This is a genomic window from Serratia sp. CY33525 (assembly GCF_052169115.1).
GTDB classification, from domain to species: domain Bacteria; phylum Pseudomonadota; class Gammaproteobacteria; order Enterobacterales; family Enterobacteriaceae; genus Serratia; species Serratia sarumanii.
The window spans coordinates 291,698-308,475 of sequence record NZ_JBJNLK010000003.1; the positions used below are offsets into that span (position 1 = coordinate 291,698).

General features: G+C 59.4%; 18 protein-coding genes and 3 tRNA genes. 14 read left to right on the forward strand and 7 right to left on the reverse strand.

Annotated features, from left to right (window positions below; all coding sequences use genetic code 11):
- Positions 1-10: 10 nt before the first annotated feature.
- The gene (locus ACJ8IM_RS10105) at positions 11-1,207 is read right to left on the reverse strand and encodes an MFS transporter (protein ID WP_033652863.1); all 1,197 of its coding nucleotides are present in this window, start codon (positions 1,205-1,207) and stop codon (positions 11-13) included.
- Positions 1,208-1,344: 137 nt separating this feature from the next.
- Between ACJ8IM_RS10105 and ACJ8IM_RS10110 the strand changes: the two genes are divergently transcribed.
- Positions 1,345-1,941: a TetR/AcrR family transcriptional regulator gene (locus ACJ8IM_RS10110; RefSeq protein WP_033652864.1), complete on the forward strand. Its 597-nt coding sequence runs from the start codon at positions 1,345-1,347 to the stop codon at positions 1,939-1,941.
- A gap of 13 nt (positions 1,942-1,954) precedes the next feature.
- On the opposite strand, the gene ACJ8IM_RS10115 is transcribed toward ACJ8IM_RS10110, so the two are convergent.
- Positions 1,955-2,857 carry a GGDEF domain-containing protein gene (locus ACJ8IM_RS10115; RefSeq protein WP_371514369.1) on the reverse strand — a complete coding sequence of 301 codons (903 nt, stop codon included), beginning with the start codon at positions 2,855-2,857 and terminating at the stop codon, positions 1,955-1,957.
- 442 nt (positions 2,858-3,299) lie between these two features.
- Between ACJ8IM_RS10115 and ACJ8IM_RS10120 the strand changes: the two genes are divergently transcribed.
- Entirely contained in the window at positions 3,300-3,584 is a 285-nt protein-coding gene (locus ACJ8IM_RS10120) for a DUF1435 domain-containing protein (protein WP_033637006.1), read from the forward strand.
- Between the two features lie 89 nt (positions 3,585-3,673).
- Here the strand turns inward: ACJ8IM_RS10120 and ACJ8IM_RS10125 are convergent.
- The 4 genes from ACJ8IM_RS10125 to ACJ8IM_RS10140 form a co-directional block, all read right to left on the reverse strand.
- Positions 3,674-3,760 (reverse strand) — tRNA-Leu (locus ACJ8IM_RS10125).
- 42 nt (positions 3,761-3,802) lie between these two features.
- Positions 3,803-3,889, reverse strand: a tRNA-Leu gene (locus ACJ8IM_RS10130).
- Positions 3,890-3,925: 36 nt separating this feature from the next.
- Positions 3,926-4,012, reverse strand: a tRNA-Leu gene (locus ACJ8IM_RS10135).
- Between the two features lie 72 nt (positions 4,013-4,084).
- Positions 4,085-5,029: a LysR family transcriptional regulator gene (locus tag ACJ8IM_RS10140; RefSeq protein ID WP_033652866.1), complete on the reverse strand. Its 945-nt coding sequence runs from the start codon at positions 5,027-5,029 to the stop codon at positions 4,085-4,087.
- A 118-nt stretch (positions 5,030-5,147) separates the two neighbouring features.
- On the opposite strand from ACJ8IM_RS10140, the gene ACJ8IM_RS10145 reads away from it, so the two are divergent.
- Complete coding sequence (locus ACJ8IM_RS10145; RefSeq protein ID WP_033649117.1) at positions 5,148-6,140, forward strand: aldo/keto reductase; 993 nt, start codon at positions 5,148-5,150, stop codon at positions 6,138-6,140.
- A 50-nt stretch (positions 6,141-6,190) separates the two neighbouring features.
- On the opposite strand, the gene rsmC is transcribed toward ACJ8IM_RS10145, so the two are convergent.
- Positions 6,191-7,231, reverse strand: a complete 1,041-nt coding sequence (gene rsmC, locus ACJ8IM_RS10150; protein WP_033652867.1) for a 16S rRNA (guanine(1207)-N(2))-methyltransferase RsmC — start codon at positions 7,229-7,231, stop codon at positions 6,191-6,193.
- A gap of 146 nt (positions 7,232-7,377) precedes the next feature.
- Between rsmC and ACJ8IM_RS10155 the strand changes: the two genes are divergently transcribed.
- The 11 genes from ACJ8IM_RS10155 to ACJ8IM_RS10205 all read left to right on the forward strand — a co-directional run bounded on the left by ACJ8IM_RS10155 (position 7,378) and on the right by ACJ8IM_RS10205 (position 16,745).
- Positions 7,378-7,815: a DNA polymerase III subunit psi gene (locus tag ACJ8IM_RS10155; RefSeq protein ID WP_033637012.1), complete on the forward strand. Its 438-nt coding sequence runs from the start codon at positions 7,378-7,380 to the stop codon at positions 7,813-7,815.
- Positions 7,760-8,203, forward strand: a complete 444-nt coding sequence (rimI, locus tag ACJ8IM_RS10160; protein ID WP_033649119.1) for a ribosomal protein S18-alanine N-acetyltransferase — start codon at positions 7,760-7,762, stop codon at positions 8,201-8,203. Before ACJ8IM_RS10155 ends, rimI begins: the two co-directional genes overlap by 56 nt.
- Positions 8,204-8,357: 154 nt before the next feature.
- Positions 8,358-8,663 carry a helix-turn-helix domain-containing protein gene (locus tag ACJ8IM_RS10165; RefSeq protein WP_033652868.1) on the forward strand — a complete coding sequence of 102 codons (306 nt, stop codon included), beginning with the start codon at positions 8,358-8,360 and terminating at the stop codon, positions 8,661-8,663.
- A gap of 3 nt (positions 8,664-8,666) precedes the next feature.
- Positions 8,667-9,932: a type II toxin-antitoxin system HipA family toxin gene (locus tag ACJ8IM_RS10170; protein ID WP_033652869.1), complete on the forward strand. Its 1,266-nt coding sequence runs from the start codon at positions 8,667-8,669 to the stop codon at positions 9,930-9,932.
- A gap of 146 nt (positions 9,933-10,078) precedes the next feature.
- Positions 10,079-11,668, forward strand: coding sequence for a peptide chain release factor 3 (gene prfC, locus ACJ8IM_RS10175; RefSeq protein WP_004933094.1), 1,590 nt, complete (start codon positions 10,079-10,081; stop codon positions 11,666-11,668).
- 516 nt (positions 11,669-12,184) lie between these two features.
- Positions 12,185-12,799: a molecular chaperone OsmY gene (gene osmY / locus ACJ8IM_RS10180; RefSeq protein WP_033637016.1), complete on the forward strand. Its 615-nt coding sequence runs from the start codon at positions 12,185-12,187 to the stop codon at positions 12,797-12,799.
- 161 nt (positions 12,800-12,960) lie between these two features.
- A complete protein-coding gene (locus ACJ8IM_RS10185) occupies positions 12,961-13,122 on the forward strand; it encodes a DUF1328 domain-containing protein (RefSeq protein ID WP_004857650.1) in 162 nt (53 codons plus the stop codon).
- Between the two features lie 68 nt (positions 13,123-13,190).
- Positions 13,191-13,376 carry a CsbD family protein gene (locus ACJ8IM_RS10190; protein ID WP_033649120.1) on the forward strand — a complete coding sequence of 62 codons (186 nt, stop codon included), beginning with the start codon at positions 13,191-13,193 and terminating at the stop codon, positions 13,374-13,376.
- A gap of 10 nt (positions 13,377-13,386) precedes the next feature.
- Complete coding sequence (locus tag ACJ8IM_RS10195) at positions 13,387-14,505, forward strand: patatin-like phospholipase family protein (protein ID WP_033652870.1); 1,119 nt, start codon at positions 13,387-13,389, stop codon at positions 14,503-14,505.
- The gene (locus ACJ8IM_RS10200) at positions 14,502-15,284 is read left to right on the forward strand and encodes a TatD family hydrolase (protein ID WP_033652871.1); all 783 of its coding nucleotides are present in this window, start codon (positions 14,502-14,504) and stop codon (positions 15,282-15,284) included. Before ACJ8IM_RS10195 ends, ACJ8IM_RS10200 begins: the two co-directional genes overlap by 4 nt.
- Before the next feature lie 183 nt (positions 15,285-15,467).
- Positions 15,468-16,745 (forward strand): NupC/NupG family nucleoside CNT transporter, encoded by a 1,278-nt coding sequence (locus tag ACJ8IM_RS10205; RefSeq protein ID WP_033637021.1) that lies wholly within the window; start codon positions 15,468-15,470, stop codon positions 16,743-16,745.
- Positions 16,746-16,778 lie beyond the last annotated feature (33 nt).

Sequence of the window (16,778 nt, forward strand, 5' to 3'; positions counted from 1 at the left end):
CGCGAGCGATTCACGCCGCTTTCAAGGCCAGCGTTCGCCGCATCAAGCGGTAGCCGCCGGCCGCCACCAGTAGCACGATCAGCCCGGCGGTGAGCGTGACGCCGAAGCCGGCCGCTATCCCGGCGGCATCGATCGCCAGGCCCGCCAATGCGGCGCCGAGCGCCACGCCTATCCCCAGGCCGGTGACCATCCAGGTCAACCCCTCCGTCAGCCGGGAGGGCGGCACGATGTTTTCAACCAGCCCCATGGCAATGATCATGGTCGGCGCAAAAAACAGTCCCGCGACAAACATCGCCGCCGCCAGCGTCAAGACATCGTGCACCCACAGCAGCGGCACGGTGGTGAAGGCGGTGGCGAACGCCGCGTATAAGAACAGGCGAGGCAAGGGGACGGGGATCTTCATTGCGCCGAAAATCAGCCCGGCCAGGCAGGAGCCGAACGCGTAAACCGACAGCACGATGCTGGCGGCGGCCGGCTGTCCTTGCTGCTCGGCGAAGGCCACGCTGATGACGTCCACGGTGCCGACGATGGTGCCCAGGGCGATCAGCGCCAGCAGCAGGATCTGCATTGACGGCATGGCCAGGATGGCGCGCTGCCGCTGGTTATTGCGGGTGTAGACCGGGGGCTGAGTGCTTTTTTGGGAGGCGAATGCCGCAACGCCCGCCACCAGAAGCAGCGCGGCCACCAGAGGGCCGGCTTCTGGGAAGAGTGAAACGCTAAGCCCCACGGCGATCGGTGGGCCGACGATAAAGGCCACTTCATCTAACACGGACTCGAATGAAAATGCCGTGTGCAGCTGTGGTGTGCCGCGATAAATTTCGCTCCAGCGGGCTCTGACCATCGCGGAGATGCTGGGCATGCCGCCCGCAAGCGCGGCGAAGACGAACAGCGTCCAGTCCGGCGCCCGATAGTGGGTGCAGAGCAACAGCAGTAGCAGGGCGAGCGTGCTGATCCCGGTGGCATACGGCAGCACGCGGCTTTGGCCGTGACGATCCGCCGCGCGCGCGATTTGCGGCGCAAGCAGCGCCATGGAAAAGGCGAACGTCGCCGCCACCGCGCCCGCCAACCAATAAGAGCCGCGTACCTGTGAGAGCATGGTGATGATGCCGATACCGGTCATCGAGACCGGCAGGCGCGCGATCAGCCCGGCAGAGGAAAACGCCTTGCTGCCCGGGGCGTTGAACAGGTTGAAATAAGGATTTGCCATAGAAAGGGCTCCAGAAGTTGGCGGCTCAGTATTCGCTCAATGGCCATCATTGACATACGCCACGTATGTTACGTTAATTGACATACATGGCGTATGTCAATTATAACGTTCATCAATAACGAGGCGGGAGTGGACCCATGGCACGTAAAGCGCGCGCAGAAATGATTGAAGAAACCCGACAAAAACTGGTGGCTGCCGCCCGTCAGCAGTTCGGCAGCGTGGGGTATGCCGAGACGGTGATGGATGAACTCACCGCGCAAGCCGGCATGACGCGCGGTGCGCTCTACCACCACTTTGGGGACAAGAAAGGTTTGTTTTTGGCCGTCGTGCAAGAAATCGACGCCGAGATAGATGCGCGCCTGGCCGACATTACCGCGCGTACGGCGGATGACTGGGAGGCGTTTGCGGCGCGTTGTCGCGGTTATTTGATCATGATGACGGAGCCGCAAGCGCAACGCATTTTGTTGCGCGATTCACCTTCGGTGCTGGGGGCTGAATATTTGCAGGCCAGTAAGCTGCAATGCATTGTCTGGATGACGGGCGCATTGCAGGCGTTGATGGCGCAGGGGCGCATCGCCGTCGCCGAGCCGGAATCGCTGGCGCATTTGATCAATGGCGGCCTGATGGATGCCGCGCTTTGGATCGCGCACCAGCCGGATGAGAAAACCGCTTTGGAGCAGGCGTTGGCCGGTTTGTCGCTGTTGCTGAACGGCTTGCGGCCAACGGCCGCTTAACCGGGCAGGGTATTTACTCCTGCGGCAGCAGCAGGGCGGGCTGGACGTTTTGCGCCAGCTGAATATTGTTGCGGCCGCTGTGCTTCGCCAGATAGAGCGCGGCGTCGGCCGCGCCGATCGCCGATTCGACGTCCAGTTTTTCCAATGCCGAGATGCCGGCGCTGAGCGTCAGCGTACCGCTGTGCTGCGGGCTGGCGCCGTGCGGGATATTCAGTTCCGCCACCCGTTGGCGCACCCGTTCGGCCAGCTGCGCCGCGTAGCCTTCGTGCACGTTGGTCAGCAGCACCAAAAACTCTTCCCCGCCGTAGCGCACCACGATGTCGCGCGAACGCACCGCATCGCGGATGGCGATCGCCACCTGCACCAGCGCCCGGTCGCCCATGGCGTGGCCGTAGCTGTCGTTGTAGACCTTGAAGTGGTCGATATCCAGCAGCAGCACGTAGTGGCGGCCGGTTTGCGGTTCCAGCAGCATGTTGATCTTATTCTCCAGCCCGCGACGGTTATAAAGGCCGGTCAGGGGATCGAGCATGCTCAAATTATTGAATTTGTCCCGCTCGTTATACAGGTTGGCCACCAGCGCGTGGGTAAAGATTTCACTGCGTTTCAACATCAGGTGATGAATGGAGAAAGCGATAATAGGCAATAGCGTGGTGAATAATATCCGCAGGGTATTATGCATACCGTCTAAAGCCAGGATCATCATTGCGGAAGGCACAGCGTGTAAACAAAAGGCGGTAAAGTTGTCCGTCAGAGAAATAGCGCTGATAAAAAAGATGCTGAACAAACTAATTAATAAAAAATCTTGGTTATTCGGCAGGCAATATTGACTTTTAACGTAGATATGCGCAGCCCACAGCAGGCCGAGCACGCTGGCGAACAGGTTGAGTTTGTACAGGTATTGCCGCGGCGTATGCAGAGAAAATAGCGCCGCCGCCAGACAAAATAACGGGATGCATAATAAAGGCAGAGTAAAAGAAGGGACATCCCTAAAAGGGAACAATAACGTAAATATGGAAGAGGCGGCATTCATCATTAGAAAAAGAAATAATGCCAGGCGCTGCTTGCTGTTCAGTAATTCCTGATAAGAACGGGCGTTCATACGGAGGTCACTCTTTGCAAAGTCGTACTGTCGAATAATTAAGGTTGAGAAGCATTCCCTTGGCGCGAAATATCCACTTGAATTGCATGGTTGACCGTTGTGATTATTATCATGCAAACAGGACTAGGAATTTTCTTATGTCAAATTATCATTTTTTCCTGCTGGTGTCATCTGGGTTTGGTCATCGCAGCGAAAATGATGCGGCGGCCAAAAAAGTGTTATATGATATTGGTTATCATTATCACTTGAGGGGGTTGTCATGCTCACTGCCATGATTGCCGCATGCGGGCTGTGGGGCGTCAGCTGGTGCCTCGGCGATCGCCTGGCCAGCGCCTGGGGCGTTTTGCTGCCGTGCGCGCTGATGCCGCTGCTGGCCTTGATCGATCTCGATATGATGCAGCTGCGCAGCCTGATCGTGATAGCGATGTTGGCGACGCTTGTGATGCTGTTCAACAGCCGGCTGCGTCATTATCTGCTGCTGCCTTCCTGCATGGCGCTGGCGGGAGGCCTGGCGGCGGTCAGCCTCAACTTCAGCTTCGGGTAAAACGCCGGAAACGGCAAAACCACGCTTAGGCGTGTTGTTCATCAATGCGTTGGGATTTTTTCGAAGGGACTACCGGAGAGATCATCAATTGGTGCGAAGAGAGGGACTTGAACCCTCACGTCCGTAAGGACACTAACACCTGAAGCTAGCGCGTCTACCAATTCCGCCACCTTCGCACAGTCGATGTTGTTGCTTTGATTTATATTACGTCGCCAGCTTGGTGCGAAGAGAGGGACTTGAACCCTCACGTCCGTAAGAACACTAACACCTGAAGCTAGCGCGTCTACCAATTCCGCCACCTTCGCATCGATGCTGAGTGCAATATAAATCATGTGGTTATTTGGTGCGAAGAGAGGGACTTGAACCCTCACGTCCGTAAGGACACTAACACCTGAAGCTAGCGCGTCTACCAATTCCGCCACCTTCGCGTACCAGAAACATTACCGGAGTAACGTTACCACGGAGGCGAATTCTAGAGATTTTGGCGGGCACGTCAACAGTTATTTCCCCGCATTGCGGGCGTTTGCTGGAAAAACAGCCATATCGCCGCTTTTCCGCTGGTCAAACAGCCAAATCAGCCAATCAATCAACACCCTGACCCGTGGCGCCAGGAAACGGCCGGGCGGATACATGATGTAAATCGGCATCGGCGGCGGCGGCGTGTCCGCCAGCACTTCCACCAGTTCGCCCCGTTCCAGCCAGGGGGCAAGCGAATAGCGCGCCGCCTGAATCAACCCCATGCCGGCCCGCGCGCCGGCGATGTAGGCGTCGGCGCCGCTGACGCTCAGCCGGGCGGGGAGTTCGCGCAGTTCCACTTTGCCGCCGCGGCAGAATTCCAGCGGGTAATCGCGGTTGCTGGCCAGGGAAAAATACCCTACCGCACGGTGCGGCGCCAGGCTATCGATGTCGAGCGGCGTGCCGCAGGCCTGCAGGTAAGCGGGGGAAGCGCAGGTGACCTGCGGCAATTGGGCGATGCGCCGCGCCGCCAGGCTGTCGTCTTCGGTTTCCCAGGCGCGCAGCACGCAGTCCACGCCTTCGCGCAACAGATCGACGTGGGTATCGTTGGCGCCCAGCGCCAGGGTGATGTCGGGATAGCGCTGGTAAAAGTCGTCCAGCGCCGGAATGACAATCTGGCGCGCCAGCGAATGGGGCATATCGATGCGCACTTTGCCGGACGGTTGCAGCTTATGGTGGCTGAACAGCGTGTCCGCCTCCTCAAGCGCCCCCAGCAACTGCACGCAGCGTTGATAGTAGAGGCTGCCTTCGCTGGTCACCTGCACCTGGCGGGTGGTGCGGATCAGCAGGCGCACGCCCAGCCGCTGCTCCAGCCGTTTCAACGCGTTGCTGACCGTGGCGCGCGGCAGCTGCAGGCGCTCGGCCGCCCGGCTGAAGCTGCCCAGTTCGACGATGCGGGTAAAAATGCGCATGGCTTGAACCTGATCCATGTCCACTCCGGATTGTTGGTGATTTTTGAACAGTGATGTGCAATCTGCATTATTTATCTTTGTAGCGTAAACAACCAGACTTTGCTGCGTTATCCGTTCATCGCATGAGGGCAGCACAATGCAACAACGTAAACTGGGTTCTCACGGCCCCCTCGTCTCCGCCCTGGGGTTGGGATGCATGGGCATGAGCGACTTCTACTCCACCGGCGCCGATCGGCAGGAAGCCATCGCCACGCTGCACCGGGCGCTGGAGCTGGGCGTCACGCTGCTCGACACCGCCGACATGTATGGCCCGCACACCAACGAGGAATTGGTGGGGGAAGCGATCAAGGGCAAACGGCAACAGGTGTTCCTGGCCACCAAGTTCGGCATCCTGCGCGATCCGGCGGATCCTTCGGCGCGCGGCGTCAGCAGCCGGCCCGAGTATATCCGGCGCTCGGTGGAAGGCAGCCTGCGGCGCTTGGGCGTAGAAGAGATCGATCTTTATTATCAGCATCGGGTCGATCCGCAGGTGCCGATCGAAGACGTCGTGGGCACGATGGCGGATCTGATCCGCGAAGGCAAGATCCGCCATATCGGCCTGAGCGAGGCGTCGGTCGCCACGCTGGAGCGGGCGCACAAGGTGCATCCGATCACCGCGCTGCAGACCGAGTATTCGCTGTGGACGCGCGATGCCGAACAGGGCGTGCTGGCAGCCTGTGAGCGCCTCGGCATCGGCTTTGTGCCTTACAGCCCGTTAGGGCGCGGTTTCCTCACCGGCGCTATCCGGCGGCCGGAGGATCTGGCCGAGGACGATTTCCGCCGCGGCAACCCGCGCTTCCAGGGGGAAAACTTCGCCCGCAACCTGGCGCTGGTGGAGAAGGTGGGGGAGCTGGCGGCACAGAAGGGCGTCAAGCCTTCACAGCTGGCGCTGGCCTGGGTGTTGGCGCAGGGCGAGCACATCGTGCCGATCCCCGGCACCAAACGCCGTCGCTACCTCGAAGAGAACGTCGCGGCGGCGGAGATAACGCTGAGCGCGGCCGAACTGGCGGCGATCGACGCGGTGTTTCCGCTGAGTGCGGCGGCCGGCGATCGCTACGGCGCGGAGTCGATGACCTATATCAACGGCTAAAAAAAAGCGCGGCCTCAGGCCGCGCTCTGTCGTTTTCCGCCAACGGCGAATTATTTCTTCTTCGGCGCGCGCGGCGGGCGGCCGACGGTGGCCTGATACACCTTGAAGCGGCCGTTCTGCGCCAGCACTTCGTGGCTGCCGAAGGTGGCGTCCAGAATGTCCGGGTACGGCAGGAAGGCGTTGGCGACGATGCGCAGCCGGCCGCCGATCGGCAGGTGTTTTACCGCGCCGCGGATCAGGGTTTCGGCGGCGGTCAGGCTGGTCTGCAGCCCGTCGTGGAACGGCGGGTTGGAGATGATCATGTCGAAACGGCCGGTGATGTCGGAGTAAACGTTGCTGACGATCACTTCGCCTTCGATGCCGTTGGCGGCCAGCGTCGCGCGGCTGGACTCCACCGCGGCGGCGTTGACGTCGCTGAGGGTCAGTTTCACCTTCGGCGACAGCTTGGCCATCACCGAGGCCATCACGCCGGCGCCGCAGCCGATGTCCAGCACCTTGCCTTTCATGTGTTTTTCCAGCGTCGACAGCAGCAGCGAGCTGCCGACGTCCAGGCCGTCGCGGCTGAACACGCCCGGCAGCGTTTTCACTTCCAGATCGTGCAGCTGGTAGCTGTCCCACCAGTCGTCCAGGCTGAACTCGGTCTGTGCGTCCAGGCGGCCGTGATACAGGCCGCAGCGGCGCGCGCTGTCGATTTTCACCAGCGTGGCGTGGCCTTCCAGCGTTGGCTCGGCGCTGCGCACGCCGCTGCGGTTTTCACCGACCACGAACACGTCTACGCCCACCGGCAGCAGCGCCAGGATGTTGCACAGCTGGAATTGCGCTTCCTGCTTGCTCTTCGGCCAGTAGTAAACCAGCGTGTCGCAGTCGGCGACGAAAGCGGGATCGACGGTCAAACCGAACTGCACGTTATCGCCCATCGTCCGGTTCAGTAACTGCCAGTGATGGTATTGCTGAGTGTGGACGCGCACGTCCGCGGCCTCGAATTGGGCCGGCAGGCTGTCCTGCAGGTCGCCGGCAAACAGCACGCGGCGTTCGATAAATTCATCACTGTGGCGCAGCATGACTTCACTGGCGGGGGTTAATGCAGACATCAGATATTGGCTCCTGGAAATGAGACCGGGGATTATAGAGCTTTGTGGCGATATGTTCGACGGGTTTGTTGGCGCGGGCTGCGCGGGTTTGTTAGCATAGCGCGGCGCATGGCAGGCATGGCGCACCACAACGGGTAGGAATCGGCATGGCATCAAAACGCGACTGGCTGTTACAACAACTGGGTATTACGCAGTGGACATTGCGCCGCCCGGGCGTGTTGCAGGGCGAAGTGGCGGTCAGTCTGCCACCCGAGGCGCGCCTGCTGGTGGTGGCGCAGACGCTGCCCGCACCGGACGATCCGCTGTTTTGCGACGTGCTGCGTAGCCTGGGGCTGACGCCGGCGCAAACTTACAGCCTGACGCCGGAACAGGCGGCGATGCTGCCTGAAGAGACCGCATGCAACAGTTGGCGGCTGGGCGTGGCGGAACCGCTTGCGGTCGCCGGTGCGCAGCTACACAGCCCGGCGCTGGCCGAGCTTTCCCAAGACGCGGGGGCCAAACGCGCCCTCTGGCAGCAGATTTGTCATCATGAACACGATTTCTACCCTGACGGCGGCCGACCTGGCCACGGCCTTCACCATTGAGCAAGCCAGCCACGCTTTTCCCTGGACGGAAACCACCTTCGCCAGCAATCAGGGCGATCGCTACCTTAACCTGAAGCTGAGCGCCGACGGGGAGATGGCGGGGTTCGCCATCACGCAGATCGTGCTGGACGAAGCCACGCTGTTCAACATCGCCATTCATCCGCAGTACCAGCGCCGTGGCTTTGGCCGCCTGCTGCTCAACGCGTTGATTGAACGGCTGGAGAGCCGCGGCGTGGTCACGCTGTGGCTGGAAGTGCGCGCCTCCAACCAGGCGGCGATCGCGCTGTATGAAGATCTCGGTTTCAACGAGGTTACCGTGCGCCGCAATTATTACCCGAGCGCCCACGGCCGCGAAGACGCGATCGTGATGGCGCTGCCGCTGGCGTAATCTAAACACATCCTGTTTATTGTTTTCCTTTCATTTACAACAAAAAAGTTGTTTTCTGATTAATTTACATCGAATAAGTTGTTTTTTGCCATAGCGACAACTAATTTGTTGTTTATTGTTGGTGAGACAACCAATGCGTTGTTGGGAGGTGCGGATGAGAAAATTATCAGAAATATCAGCGTTGCTGAAAGAAAAACGCATTGAGTTGGGCTGGAGCCAAAAAGACTTTTTAATGAAGATTGGCATGACCCAACAGCAATATCAGCGTATTGAAACGGGTAGCGATATGCGGGTAAGCACGCTGCTACGGATATTGGCGGCGATGGATTTGGAATATGTCATCGTGCCGAAAAAGTCTGCCCGTGATGTGGAGTGCTTGCTGCAACAGGAAGTGAGTCGCGCGCCGGAAGCCGGTAAGCCGCAGAATTTCGAAAAAAAACTGAAAGATCTCGAGGACTAGCTGATGAAAGGGCAGCGACAGGTTGAATCGGTGCAGGCATTAGCCTTGATATTGCATGGCGTGCGTGTTGGCGTGCTGGCGCATTACAGCGGCGGCAGAAACATCCTGACCTTTGATCCGCACTACCTCGCTTTGCCGGAGCATGCTCGTCCCTTGTTTACGCTAAGGCAGAGGGCGCACCCGGGGTATCTTGAGCAAGTTTTACAGTCATCGCAGCGCCTGCCGCCCGTCTTATCCAATTTGTTACCCGAAGGCGCACTGCGCGGTTGGGTGGCCCAGTCGTTGAAAGCCCATGTGAACGAGGAGTTTCCCTTAATTGCCTGGGCCGGGGGAAACCTGCCGGGAGCGCTTGAAGCCCGGCCGCTGGCCGCCAGTGACATACCCGCCTGGGCGTTAACGTCGCGCGGCGAGCTGGAAGCCGTGCAAATTAATGTTGGCGTGGAGGCGCAAAAGTTTTCTTTGGCAGGGGTACAAATGAAGTTTTCCTCTGTGCGCAAAGAGGGCCGCTTCAACATTTCTTCTCAGGTCGGCGCCGATAGCTGGATCATTAAAACGCCTTCAACGGTCCATCGTCATCTCCCTGAAAATGAATATACGGTAATGCGCTTGGCGCAAGCCATCGGCGTGGATATTCCTGATATTGAGTTGGTTGAGCTGACACGACTTGAGCACTTGCCTGATATTCGCTTGGCGGATGAACCTTATGCTTATGCCATCCGTCGTTTTGACCGCAGCGAAAACGGGCGAGTACATGCAGAAGATTTTGCTCAGATATTCGAGATTTACGCGCACGATAAATACCGCGGTAAAAATTACGATCAGATAGCGGCTTATCTCTATGAGTATGGCAGTGAACCTTTAGCGGATGCGCAGCAAATGGCACGCCGTCTGTTGGCGAATATTTTGCTCGCCAATGGCGATGCTCACGTAAAGAATTGGTCCATGATCTATCCAAACCAGACCGATGTTCGGCTTTCTCCCGCTTATGACATCGTCACTACGTTGGCCTATATTCCTGGTGAATCTGAGGCCGCGCTCAATATGGCGAAGGAAAAACGCTGGGATAGGATCTCAATGCAAACCTTCGAGCGCTGGGCTGAGCGGGTCGATATTCCCTGGCCTGCGATTCGTGTGCACCTTGTGGATGCCATCGACAAGGCGCGAAATTTGTGGCCGGAATTATTGGAAAACCTGCCGATGGCGGACGATCACAAATCGATATTGCGTCGGCATTGGGCCGCTTTGTCCCCCGATTTCCGCCTGCGTTAGCGGGAAATCGGATCCATTGATTGTCACCGGTTGGCAAATCGGCGAAAATGCCCGGCTGTTATCTTTTATTCACCGCTTTGCCCGGCGCCGCGATCGGCGCGTTCTGATGATGTCGCAGGGCGGACTAACCGTAGAACCTGAAAACCATGTCTCCTAGTGAATTTGCCCGCGAAGTCTCCAAAAGAAGAACTTTCGCCATCATCTCGCACCCCGATGCCGGTAAAACCACCATTACCGAAAAAGTGCTGCTGTTCGGACAGGCGATCCAGACCGCCGGTACGGTAAAAGGCCGCGGCTCCAGCCAGCACGCCAAATCCGACTGGATGGAAATGGAAAAGCAGCGTGGGATCTCGATCACCACCTCGGTGATGCAGTTCCCGTACCGCGACAGCCTGGTCAACCTGCTGGATACCCCGGGGCACGAAGACTTCTCCGAAGATACTTACCGTACTCTGACCGCCGTCGACTGCTGTCTGATGGTGATCGACGCCGCCAAGGGCGTTGAGGATCGCACCCGCAAGCTGATGGAAGTGACCCGTCTGCGCGACACGCCGATCCTGACCTTCATGAACAAACTGGACCGCGATATCCGCGATCCGATGGAAGTGATGGATGAAGTCGAGCGAGAACTGAAGATCGCCTGCTCGCCCATCACCTGGCCGATCGGCTGCGGCAAGCTGTTCAAGGGCGTTTACCACCTGTACAAGGATGAAACCTACCTGTACCAGACCGGTAAAGGCCACACCATTCAGGAAGTGCGCATCGTCAAGGGCCTGAACAACCCGGAGCTGGATGCGGCGGTGGGTGAAGATCTGGCGGCGCAGCTGCGCGATGAGCTGGAGCTGGTGCAGGGCGCTTCCCACGAGTTCGATCAGGAGGCTTTCCTGAGCGGCGAGCTGACCCCGGTGTTCTTCGGTACCGCATTGGGCAACTTCGGCGTAGATCACATGCTGGACGGCCTGGTGGCCTGGGCGCCGGCGCCGATGCCGCGCAAAACCGACACCCGCGAAGTGACGGCGGCGGAAGAGAAATTCACCGGCTTCGTGTTCAAGATCCAGGCCAATATGGATCCGAAACACCGCGACCGCGTGGCCTTTATGCGCGTGGTTTCCGGCCGCTACGAGAAGGGCATGAAGCTGCGCCAGGTGCGCACCGGCAAAGACGTGGTGATCTCCGACGCGCTGACCTTTATGGCCGGCGACCGTTCGCACGTGGAAGAAGCCTATCCGGGCGACATCATCGGCCTGCACAACCACGGCACCATTCAGATCGGCGATACCTTCACCCAGGGTGAAGACATGAAGTTCACCGGCATCCCGAACTTCGCGCCGGAACTGTTCCGCCGCATTCGCCTGCGCGATCCGCTGAAGCAGAAACAGCTGCTGAAGGGGCTGGTGCAGCTGTCCGAAGAGGGGGCGGTGCAGGTGTTCCGTCCGATCGCCAACAACGATCTGATCGTCGGTGCGGTCGGTGTGCTGCAGTTCGACGTGGTGGTAGCGCGCTTGAAGAGCGAGTACAACGTGGAAGCGCTGTACGAGTCGGTCAACGTGTCGACCGCGCGCTGGGTCGAGTGCGACGACGTGAAGAAGTTCGAAGAGTTCAAGCGCAAGAACGAGATCAACCTGGCGCTGGACGGCGGGGACAACCTGTCCTATATCGCGCCGACCATGGTGAACCTCAACCTGACGCAGGAACGTTATCCTGACGTGACCTTCCGCAAGACGCGCGAACACTGATCAATCGGCAGGGCGCCCAGTGCGCCCTGCACGCCTCTCCTATTCCCACTGCGCTAATTAATAAACCTCCCTCATATTTTTCTTGCGAACCTAGGACACCAGGCGATGTTCGTTCGGCCTGCATTTTCTGTCTAATGGTCTATCTTTAACGGGATGTCCGCACATTGCTTGAGAGTAAATCACTGTAATATGTTGTTTGTTTGGTGAGTTATTCTGATGTGTTGCCGATAGGAGACAGTCAGTATCTTTAAATATCAATGAGATAACTATATTTCAGTTTTGTGTGACTTAGCCTGTCGTCAATAGGCGACAGTTTTTTGGCTAAAAATCCAACGTCTGATTTGTTTTCTTTGATTTTTAAGGTTTTTTTTGAGTTGGCACGGCCGTTGCAATATTCCTGTCGTGAACGCTTAATCGTATAGCGATGATGAAGTATTTACCGAGAAGGCCGCGTGAAGGTGGCCGCAGGGTTCCGGCGCTCTGGCGTTGTGAGCCCCCAACAAAAGGAAGAGATCGATGAAAAAGACCAAATTTGCACACTCGTTGATGGCTGTTGTATTGGGTTCTGTGTTGGTCAGCGGCAGTGCGCTGGCCGAAGAGAGTCTGCTCAACAAGGCGTCTAACGCCGCGGACAGTGCCGGTGCCAAAATCGATAGCTCCATGAAAAAAGTTGACGGTTACATGGATGACAGCGCGATAACGGCTAAAGTTAAAAGTGCGTTGGTGGAAGATAAAACCATCAAAAGTTCCGACATTTCGGTGAAAACCGAAAAAGGCGCCGTGACCCTGAGCGGGTTCGTCGGCAGCCAGGCGCAGGCGGAGCATGCGGTCGCTGTCGCCGGCAAGGTGGAAGGCGTCAAGACCGTCAGCGACAAGCTGCACGTGAAAGATGAAGCCAACCAGTCGATCAAATCGTATGCCGGCGACACCGCCACCACCAGCGAGCTGAAAGCCAAGCTGCTGGCCGATGACATCGTGCCGTCGCGCAATGTGAAAGTGGAAACCACCGATGGCGTGGTGCAGCTTTCCGGTGAGGTGAAAACGCAGGCGCAGTCTGAGCGTGCGGAAAGCATCGCCAAGGCCATCGACGGCGTGAAAAGCGTGAAAAACGACCTGGTGGTCAAGCCGTAATCCCGCCAGGCGCCCGTAACAAGTAACAACAAGCCGCATCGGTCGGGCCGTGAAGGCGGCCCGACATGTACCACCAAAAAAAGAAACTGATTTGCCGTCGACGCCCCGTTGTCGGGGCGGTAGACAGCAGCGAATTTTTTCACAATGGTAAGGAGAAGCTTATGTTTCGTTGGGGCATTATCTTTTTAGTCATCGCGCTTATCGCTGCGGCACTGGGGTTCGGTTCGCTGGCGGGCACCGCCGCCTGGGCGGCTAAAATCGTGTTTGTCGTCGGCATTATCCTGTTCCTGGTCAGCCTGTTCACCGGCCGCCGGCGCCCTTAGCCGGCCGGTATTTTCCTGCAAACTGTAACAAAGCTTAATTCCTTTTCTCACGTCGGGGAGGGCCGGCCATGAACAGCGACATCATCGTCGGGCGCTGGAAACAGCTGAAAGGCCAGGTATGGCAGGCATTGGCCGAATGGTCCGGCAGCGATTGCGTCTGGCTGGCCGGCAGCAATGATTTCCTCGCCGGCGTGCTGCAAGAGGATTACGGAAGAGAGCGAGACGCGGTATCCTCGGAGAAAACATCTCACTGAGGATGCCAAGTTGGGATACAGAATACCCATCACGCTCGGCAATATAGAACCGCTGGCGTCTAAGCCCTTTCGGCCAGGCAAGATGGCGCTGGTCTGCGAAGGCGGCGGCCAGCGCGGCATTTTCACCGCCGGCGTGCTGGACGAGTTTCAGCGCGCGGGCTTTAACCCATTCGATCTGCTGATCGGCACGTCGGCCGGCGCCCAGAATCTGTCTGCCTACATTTGCGGACAGGTGGGCTACGCGCGCCGGGTGATCACCCGTTACACCACCTCGGCTCAATTCTTCAATCCGCTGCGCTTCGTGCGCGGCGGGCATCTGATCGATCTCGATTGGCTGGTTGATACGGCAGCGGCGCAGATGCCGCTGGCGATGGACGTAGCGGAACGGCACTTTACCGACGGGCGCGAGTTTCTGCTGTGTGCCTGCCGCAGCGACGATTTCGAACCGACCTATCTGCCCGCGCAGCGCGAGCGCTGGCTGCCGGCCATCAAGGCGTCCAGCGCCATTCCCGGCTTCTATCGCCAGGGCGTGGAGCTGGACGGCATCAGCTATCAGGACGGCGGCATCAGCGATGCGATCCCGGTGGAAGAGGCCTATCGCCGCGGCGCCGACACCATCGTGGTGATCCGCACCGTGCCTTCGCAGATGTACTACACCCCGCAGTGGATGAAGCGCATGGAGCACTGGCTGAGCGACAGCAGCCTGCAGCAGATGGTGCGCATCCTGCAGCATCACGAGCAAAGCTATCACCGCATCCAGCGCTTTATCGAGAAGCCGCCGGGCAAGCTGCGCATCTTCGAGATCTTCCCGCCGAAGCCGCTGGCCAGCAATGCGCTGGGCAGCCGACTGGGGTCGCTCAATCAGGATTATCACCTGGGGCGCCGCTGCGGCCGCTATTTCCTGGCCACCGTCGGCCAGTGGATGGCGCAGCCGGAGCCGGACGGCATGAGGGTGAAAAAAGCGCTGTCGCGCCGCCTGATCCAGCCGGAGAACGTCAGAATGCCTTCGCCGATCGTGACCGACATCGTCATGCCGTCCGATCTTGGCGCGCAGCCGGAGGCCGCGGTGGTGGCGCCGAAGATCATTCTGCCGGGCGATCTGCCGCCGGGTGAAGGGGGCGCGCTGTGAGCTATGCCTTTACCGACACCCACTGTCATTTCGATTTCCCGCCCTTTACCGGGCATGAGGGCGAGAGCCTGGTGCGAGCGGCAAGCGCCGGCGTCACGCGCATCATCGTCCCGACGGTCACCGCCGATCGCTTCGCGCGGGTGCTGCGGCTGGCGCAGGATCACGCGCCGCTGTTCGCCGCGCTGGGGCTGCATCCGCTGTATATCGCGCAGCATCATGAGCCGCAGTTGGAGCAACTGGCGGCGCTGCTGGCCGAACGGCCGCGCAAGCTGGTAGCGGTGGGGGAGGTCGGGCTCGATCTGTATATGGACAACCCGCAGTTCGAGCGCCAGCAAAGCGTGCTGCTGGCCCAGCTGCGGCTGGCGAAACAGCATGACCTGCCGGTGATCCTCCATTCGCGCCGCACCCACGATCAGCTGGCTGCGGCGTTGCGGCGCATGCAGCTGCCGCGTCGCGGCGTGGTGCACGGCTTCGCCGGCAGCCTGTCGCAGGCGCAGGCGTTTATCCGCCTCGGCTATTACATCGGCGTGGGCGGCACCATCACCTATGAGCGGGCGCAGAAAACGCGCGGCGTGATGGCGCAGCTGCCGCTCGAGGCGCTGCTGCTGGAGACCGATGCGCCGGACATGCCGCTGGCGGGCTATCAGGGGCAGCCCAATCGCCCCGAACGCGCCGCCGAGGTGTTTCAAACGCTGTGCGAGCTGCGGCCGGAACCGGCCGACGAGATCGCCGCCCATCTGCAGCGCAATGCTCAGGCGCTGTTTGCCATGCCGGATTGATGAGGTGATAACGTGACCTGTGTCACGTTATAAGATTTTCATTTGCGTCTCGTTGTATGCATTTGTGACATAAATCGGTGCGAGAGTGACCTCGCTCAGTATAATCCCCCCGAAACTCTCCAATAGCAGACCTCTCTTTATGAGCAGGGATGTATTTTATTTTTTGCAACAGGGAAACTTTGCATGCAACTCATCATGAGCCTAGTCGGCATGGCGGTGCTGATCGCCATTGCGGTGCTGCTCTCCAGCAACCGCCGGGCCATCAAACTGCGCACCGTCGCGTGGGCGTTCATCATTCAGGTCGGCATCGGCGCGCTGGTGCTGTATGTGCCGCTGGGCCGCAGCATCCTCGGCAGTATGTCGAACGGGGTGGCAAACGTTATCGCCTACGGCAATCAGGGCATTTCGTTCATTTTCGGCGGGCTGGTGTCCGACAAGATGTTCGAGGTGTTCGGCGGCGGCGGCTTCGTGTTCGCGCTGCGCGTCCTGCCGGTGATCGTGTTCTTCTCCTCGCTGATTGCGGTGCTGTACTACCTCGGCATCATGCAGTTGGTGATCCGCGTGCTGGGCGGCGGGCTGCAAAAGCTGTTGGGCACCTCGCGCACCGAATCGCTGTCGGCAACCGCCAACATTTTCGTTGGTCAGACCGAAGCGCCGCTGGTGGTGCGTCCGTATATCGCCACCATGAGCCAATCAGAACTGTTCGCGGTGATGTGCGGCGGCCTGGCCTCGGTGGCCGGTTCGGTGCTGGCGGGATATGCGCAGATGGGCGTGCCGCTGGAATACCTGATCGCCGCGTCCTTCATGGCCGCGCCGGGCGGGCTGCTGTTCGCCAAGCTGATGGTGCCGGAAACCGAGCAGACCCACGATAAAGACGATGCGATGAAGCTGATCGCCGAAGAGGATCGTCCGGCCAACGTGATCGACGCGGCGGCTTCCGGCGCGGCCTCCGGCATGCAGCTGGCGCTGAACGTCGGTGCGATGCTGCTGGCGTTTATCGCGTTGATCGCCTTGCTTAACGGCATTCTCGGCGGCATCGGCGGCTGGTTCGATTATCCGCAGCTGTCGCTTGAACTGATCCTCGGCTGGGTGTTCTCGCCGATCGCCTTCCTGATCGGCGTGCCGTGGAGCGAGGCGATGACCGCCGGTTCGTTCATCGGCCAGAAGATCATCGTCAACGAGTTCGTCGCCTACATGAACTTCGGCGCCTATCTGCGTCCGGATGACGTAGTGGCGGCGGAAGGCCTGCAGGTGCTGTCGGCCCATACCAAGGCGATCATCTCCTTCGCGCTGTGCGGCTTCGCCAACCTTTCCTCGGTGGCGATCCTGCTGGGCGGTCTGGGCAGCATGGCGCCCAATCGTCGCCACGACATCGCGCGCTTCGGTCTGAAGGCCGTGGCGGCGGGCACGCTGTCCAACCTGATGAGCGCCACCATCGCCGGCTTCTTCCTGGCGCTGTAAGCCATCCCGAGGCCCGCGACGGCGCGACCGATC

What these genes read in the sequence shown, in the direction of transcription:
- ACJ8IM_RS10105 (WP_033652863.1), bottom strand. Translation starts at nt 1,207, where the DNA reads ATGGCAAATCCTTATTTCAACCTGTTCAACGCCCCGGGCAGCAAGGCG.
- ACJ8IM_RS10110 (WP_033652864.1), top strand. Translation starts at nt 1,345, where the DNA reads ATGGCACGTAAAGCGCGCGCAGAAATGATTGAAGAAACCCGACAAAAA.
- ACJ8IM_RS10120 (WP_033637006.1), top strand. Translation starts at nt 3,300, where the DNA reads ATGCTCACTGCCATGATTGCCGCATGCGGGCTGTGGGGCGTCAGCTGG.
- ACJ8IM_RS10140 (WP_033652866.1), bottom strand. Translation starts at nt 5,029, where the DNA reads ATGGATCAGGTTCAAGCCATGCGCATTTTTACCCGCATCGTCGAACTG.
- ACJ8IM_RS10145 (WP_033649117.1), top strand. Translation starts at nt 5,148, where the DNA reads ATGCAACAACGTAAACTGGGTTCTCACGGCCCCCTCGTCTCCGCCCTG.
- rsmC (WP_033652867.1), bottom strand. Translation starts at nt 7,231, where the DNA reads ATGTCTGCATTAACCCCCGCCAGTGAAGTCATGCTGCGCCACAGTGAT.
- ACJ8IM_RS10155 (WP_033637012.1), top strand. Translation starts at nt 7,378, where the DNA reads ATGGCATCAAAACGCGACTGGCTGTTACAACAACTGGGTATTACGCAG.
- rimI (WP_033649119.1), top strand. Translation starts at nt 7,760, where the DNA reads ATGAACACGATTTCTACCCTGACGGCGGCCGACCTGGCCACGGCCTTC.
- ACJ8IM_RS10165 (WP_033652868.1), top strand. Translation starts at nt 8,358, where the DNA reads ATGAGAAAATTATCAGAAATATCAGCGTTGCTGAAAGAAAAACGCATT.
- ACJ8IM_RS10170 (WP_033652869.1), top strand. Translation starts at nt 8,667, where the DNA reads ATGAAAGGGCAGCGACAGGTTGAATCGGTGCAGGCATTAGCCTTGATA.
- prfC (WP_004933094.1), top strand. Translation starts at nt 10,079, where the DNA reads ATGTCTCCTAGTGAATTTGCCCGCGAAGTCTCCAAAAGAAGAACTTTC.
- osmY (WP_033637016.1), top strand. Translation starts at nt 12,185, where the DNA reads ATGAAAAAGACCAAATTTGCACACTCGTTGATGGCTGTTGTATTGGGT.
- ACJ8IM_RS10185 (WP_004857650.1), top strand. Translation starts at nt 12,961, where the DNA reads ATGTTTCGTTGGGGCATTATCTTTTTAGTCATCGCGCTTATCGCTGCG.
- ACJ8IM_RS10190 (WP_033649120.1), top strand. Translation starts at nt 13,191, where the DNA reads ATGAACAGCGACATCATCGTCGGGCGCTGGAAACAGCTGAAAGGCCAG.
- ACJ8IM_RS10205 (WP_033637021.1), top strand. Translation starts at nt 15,468, where the DNA reads ATGCAACTCATCATGAGCCTAGTCGGCATGGCGGTGCTGATCGCCATT.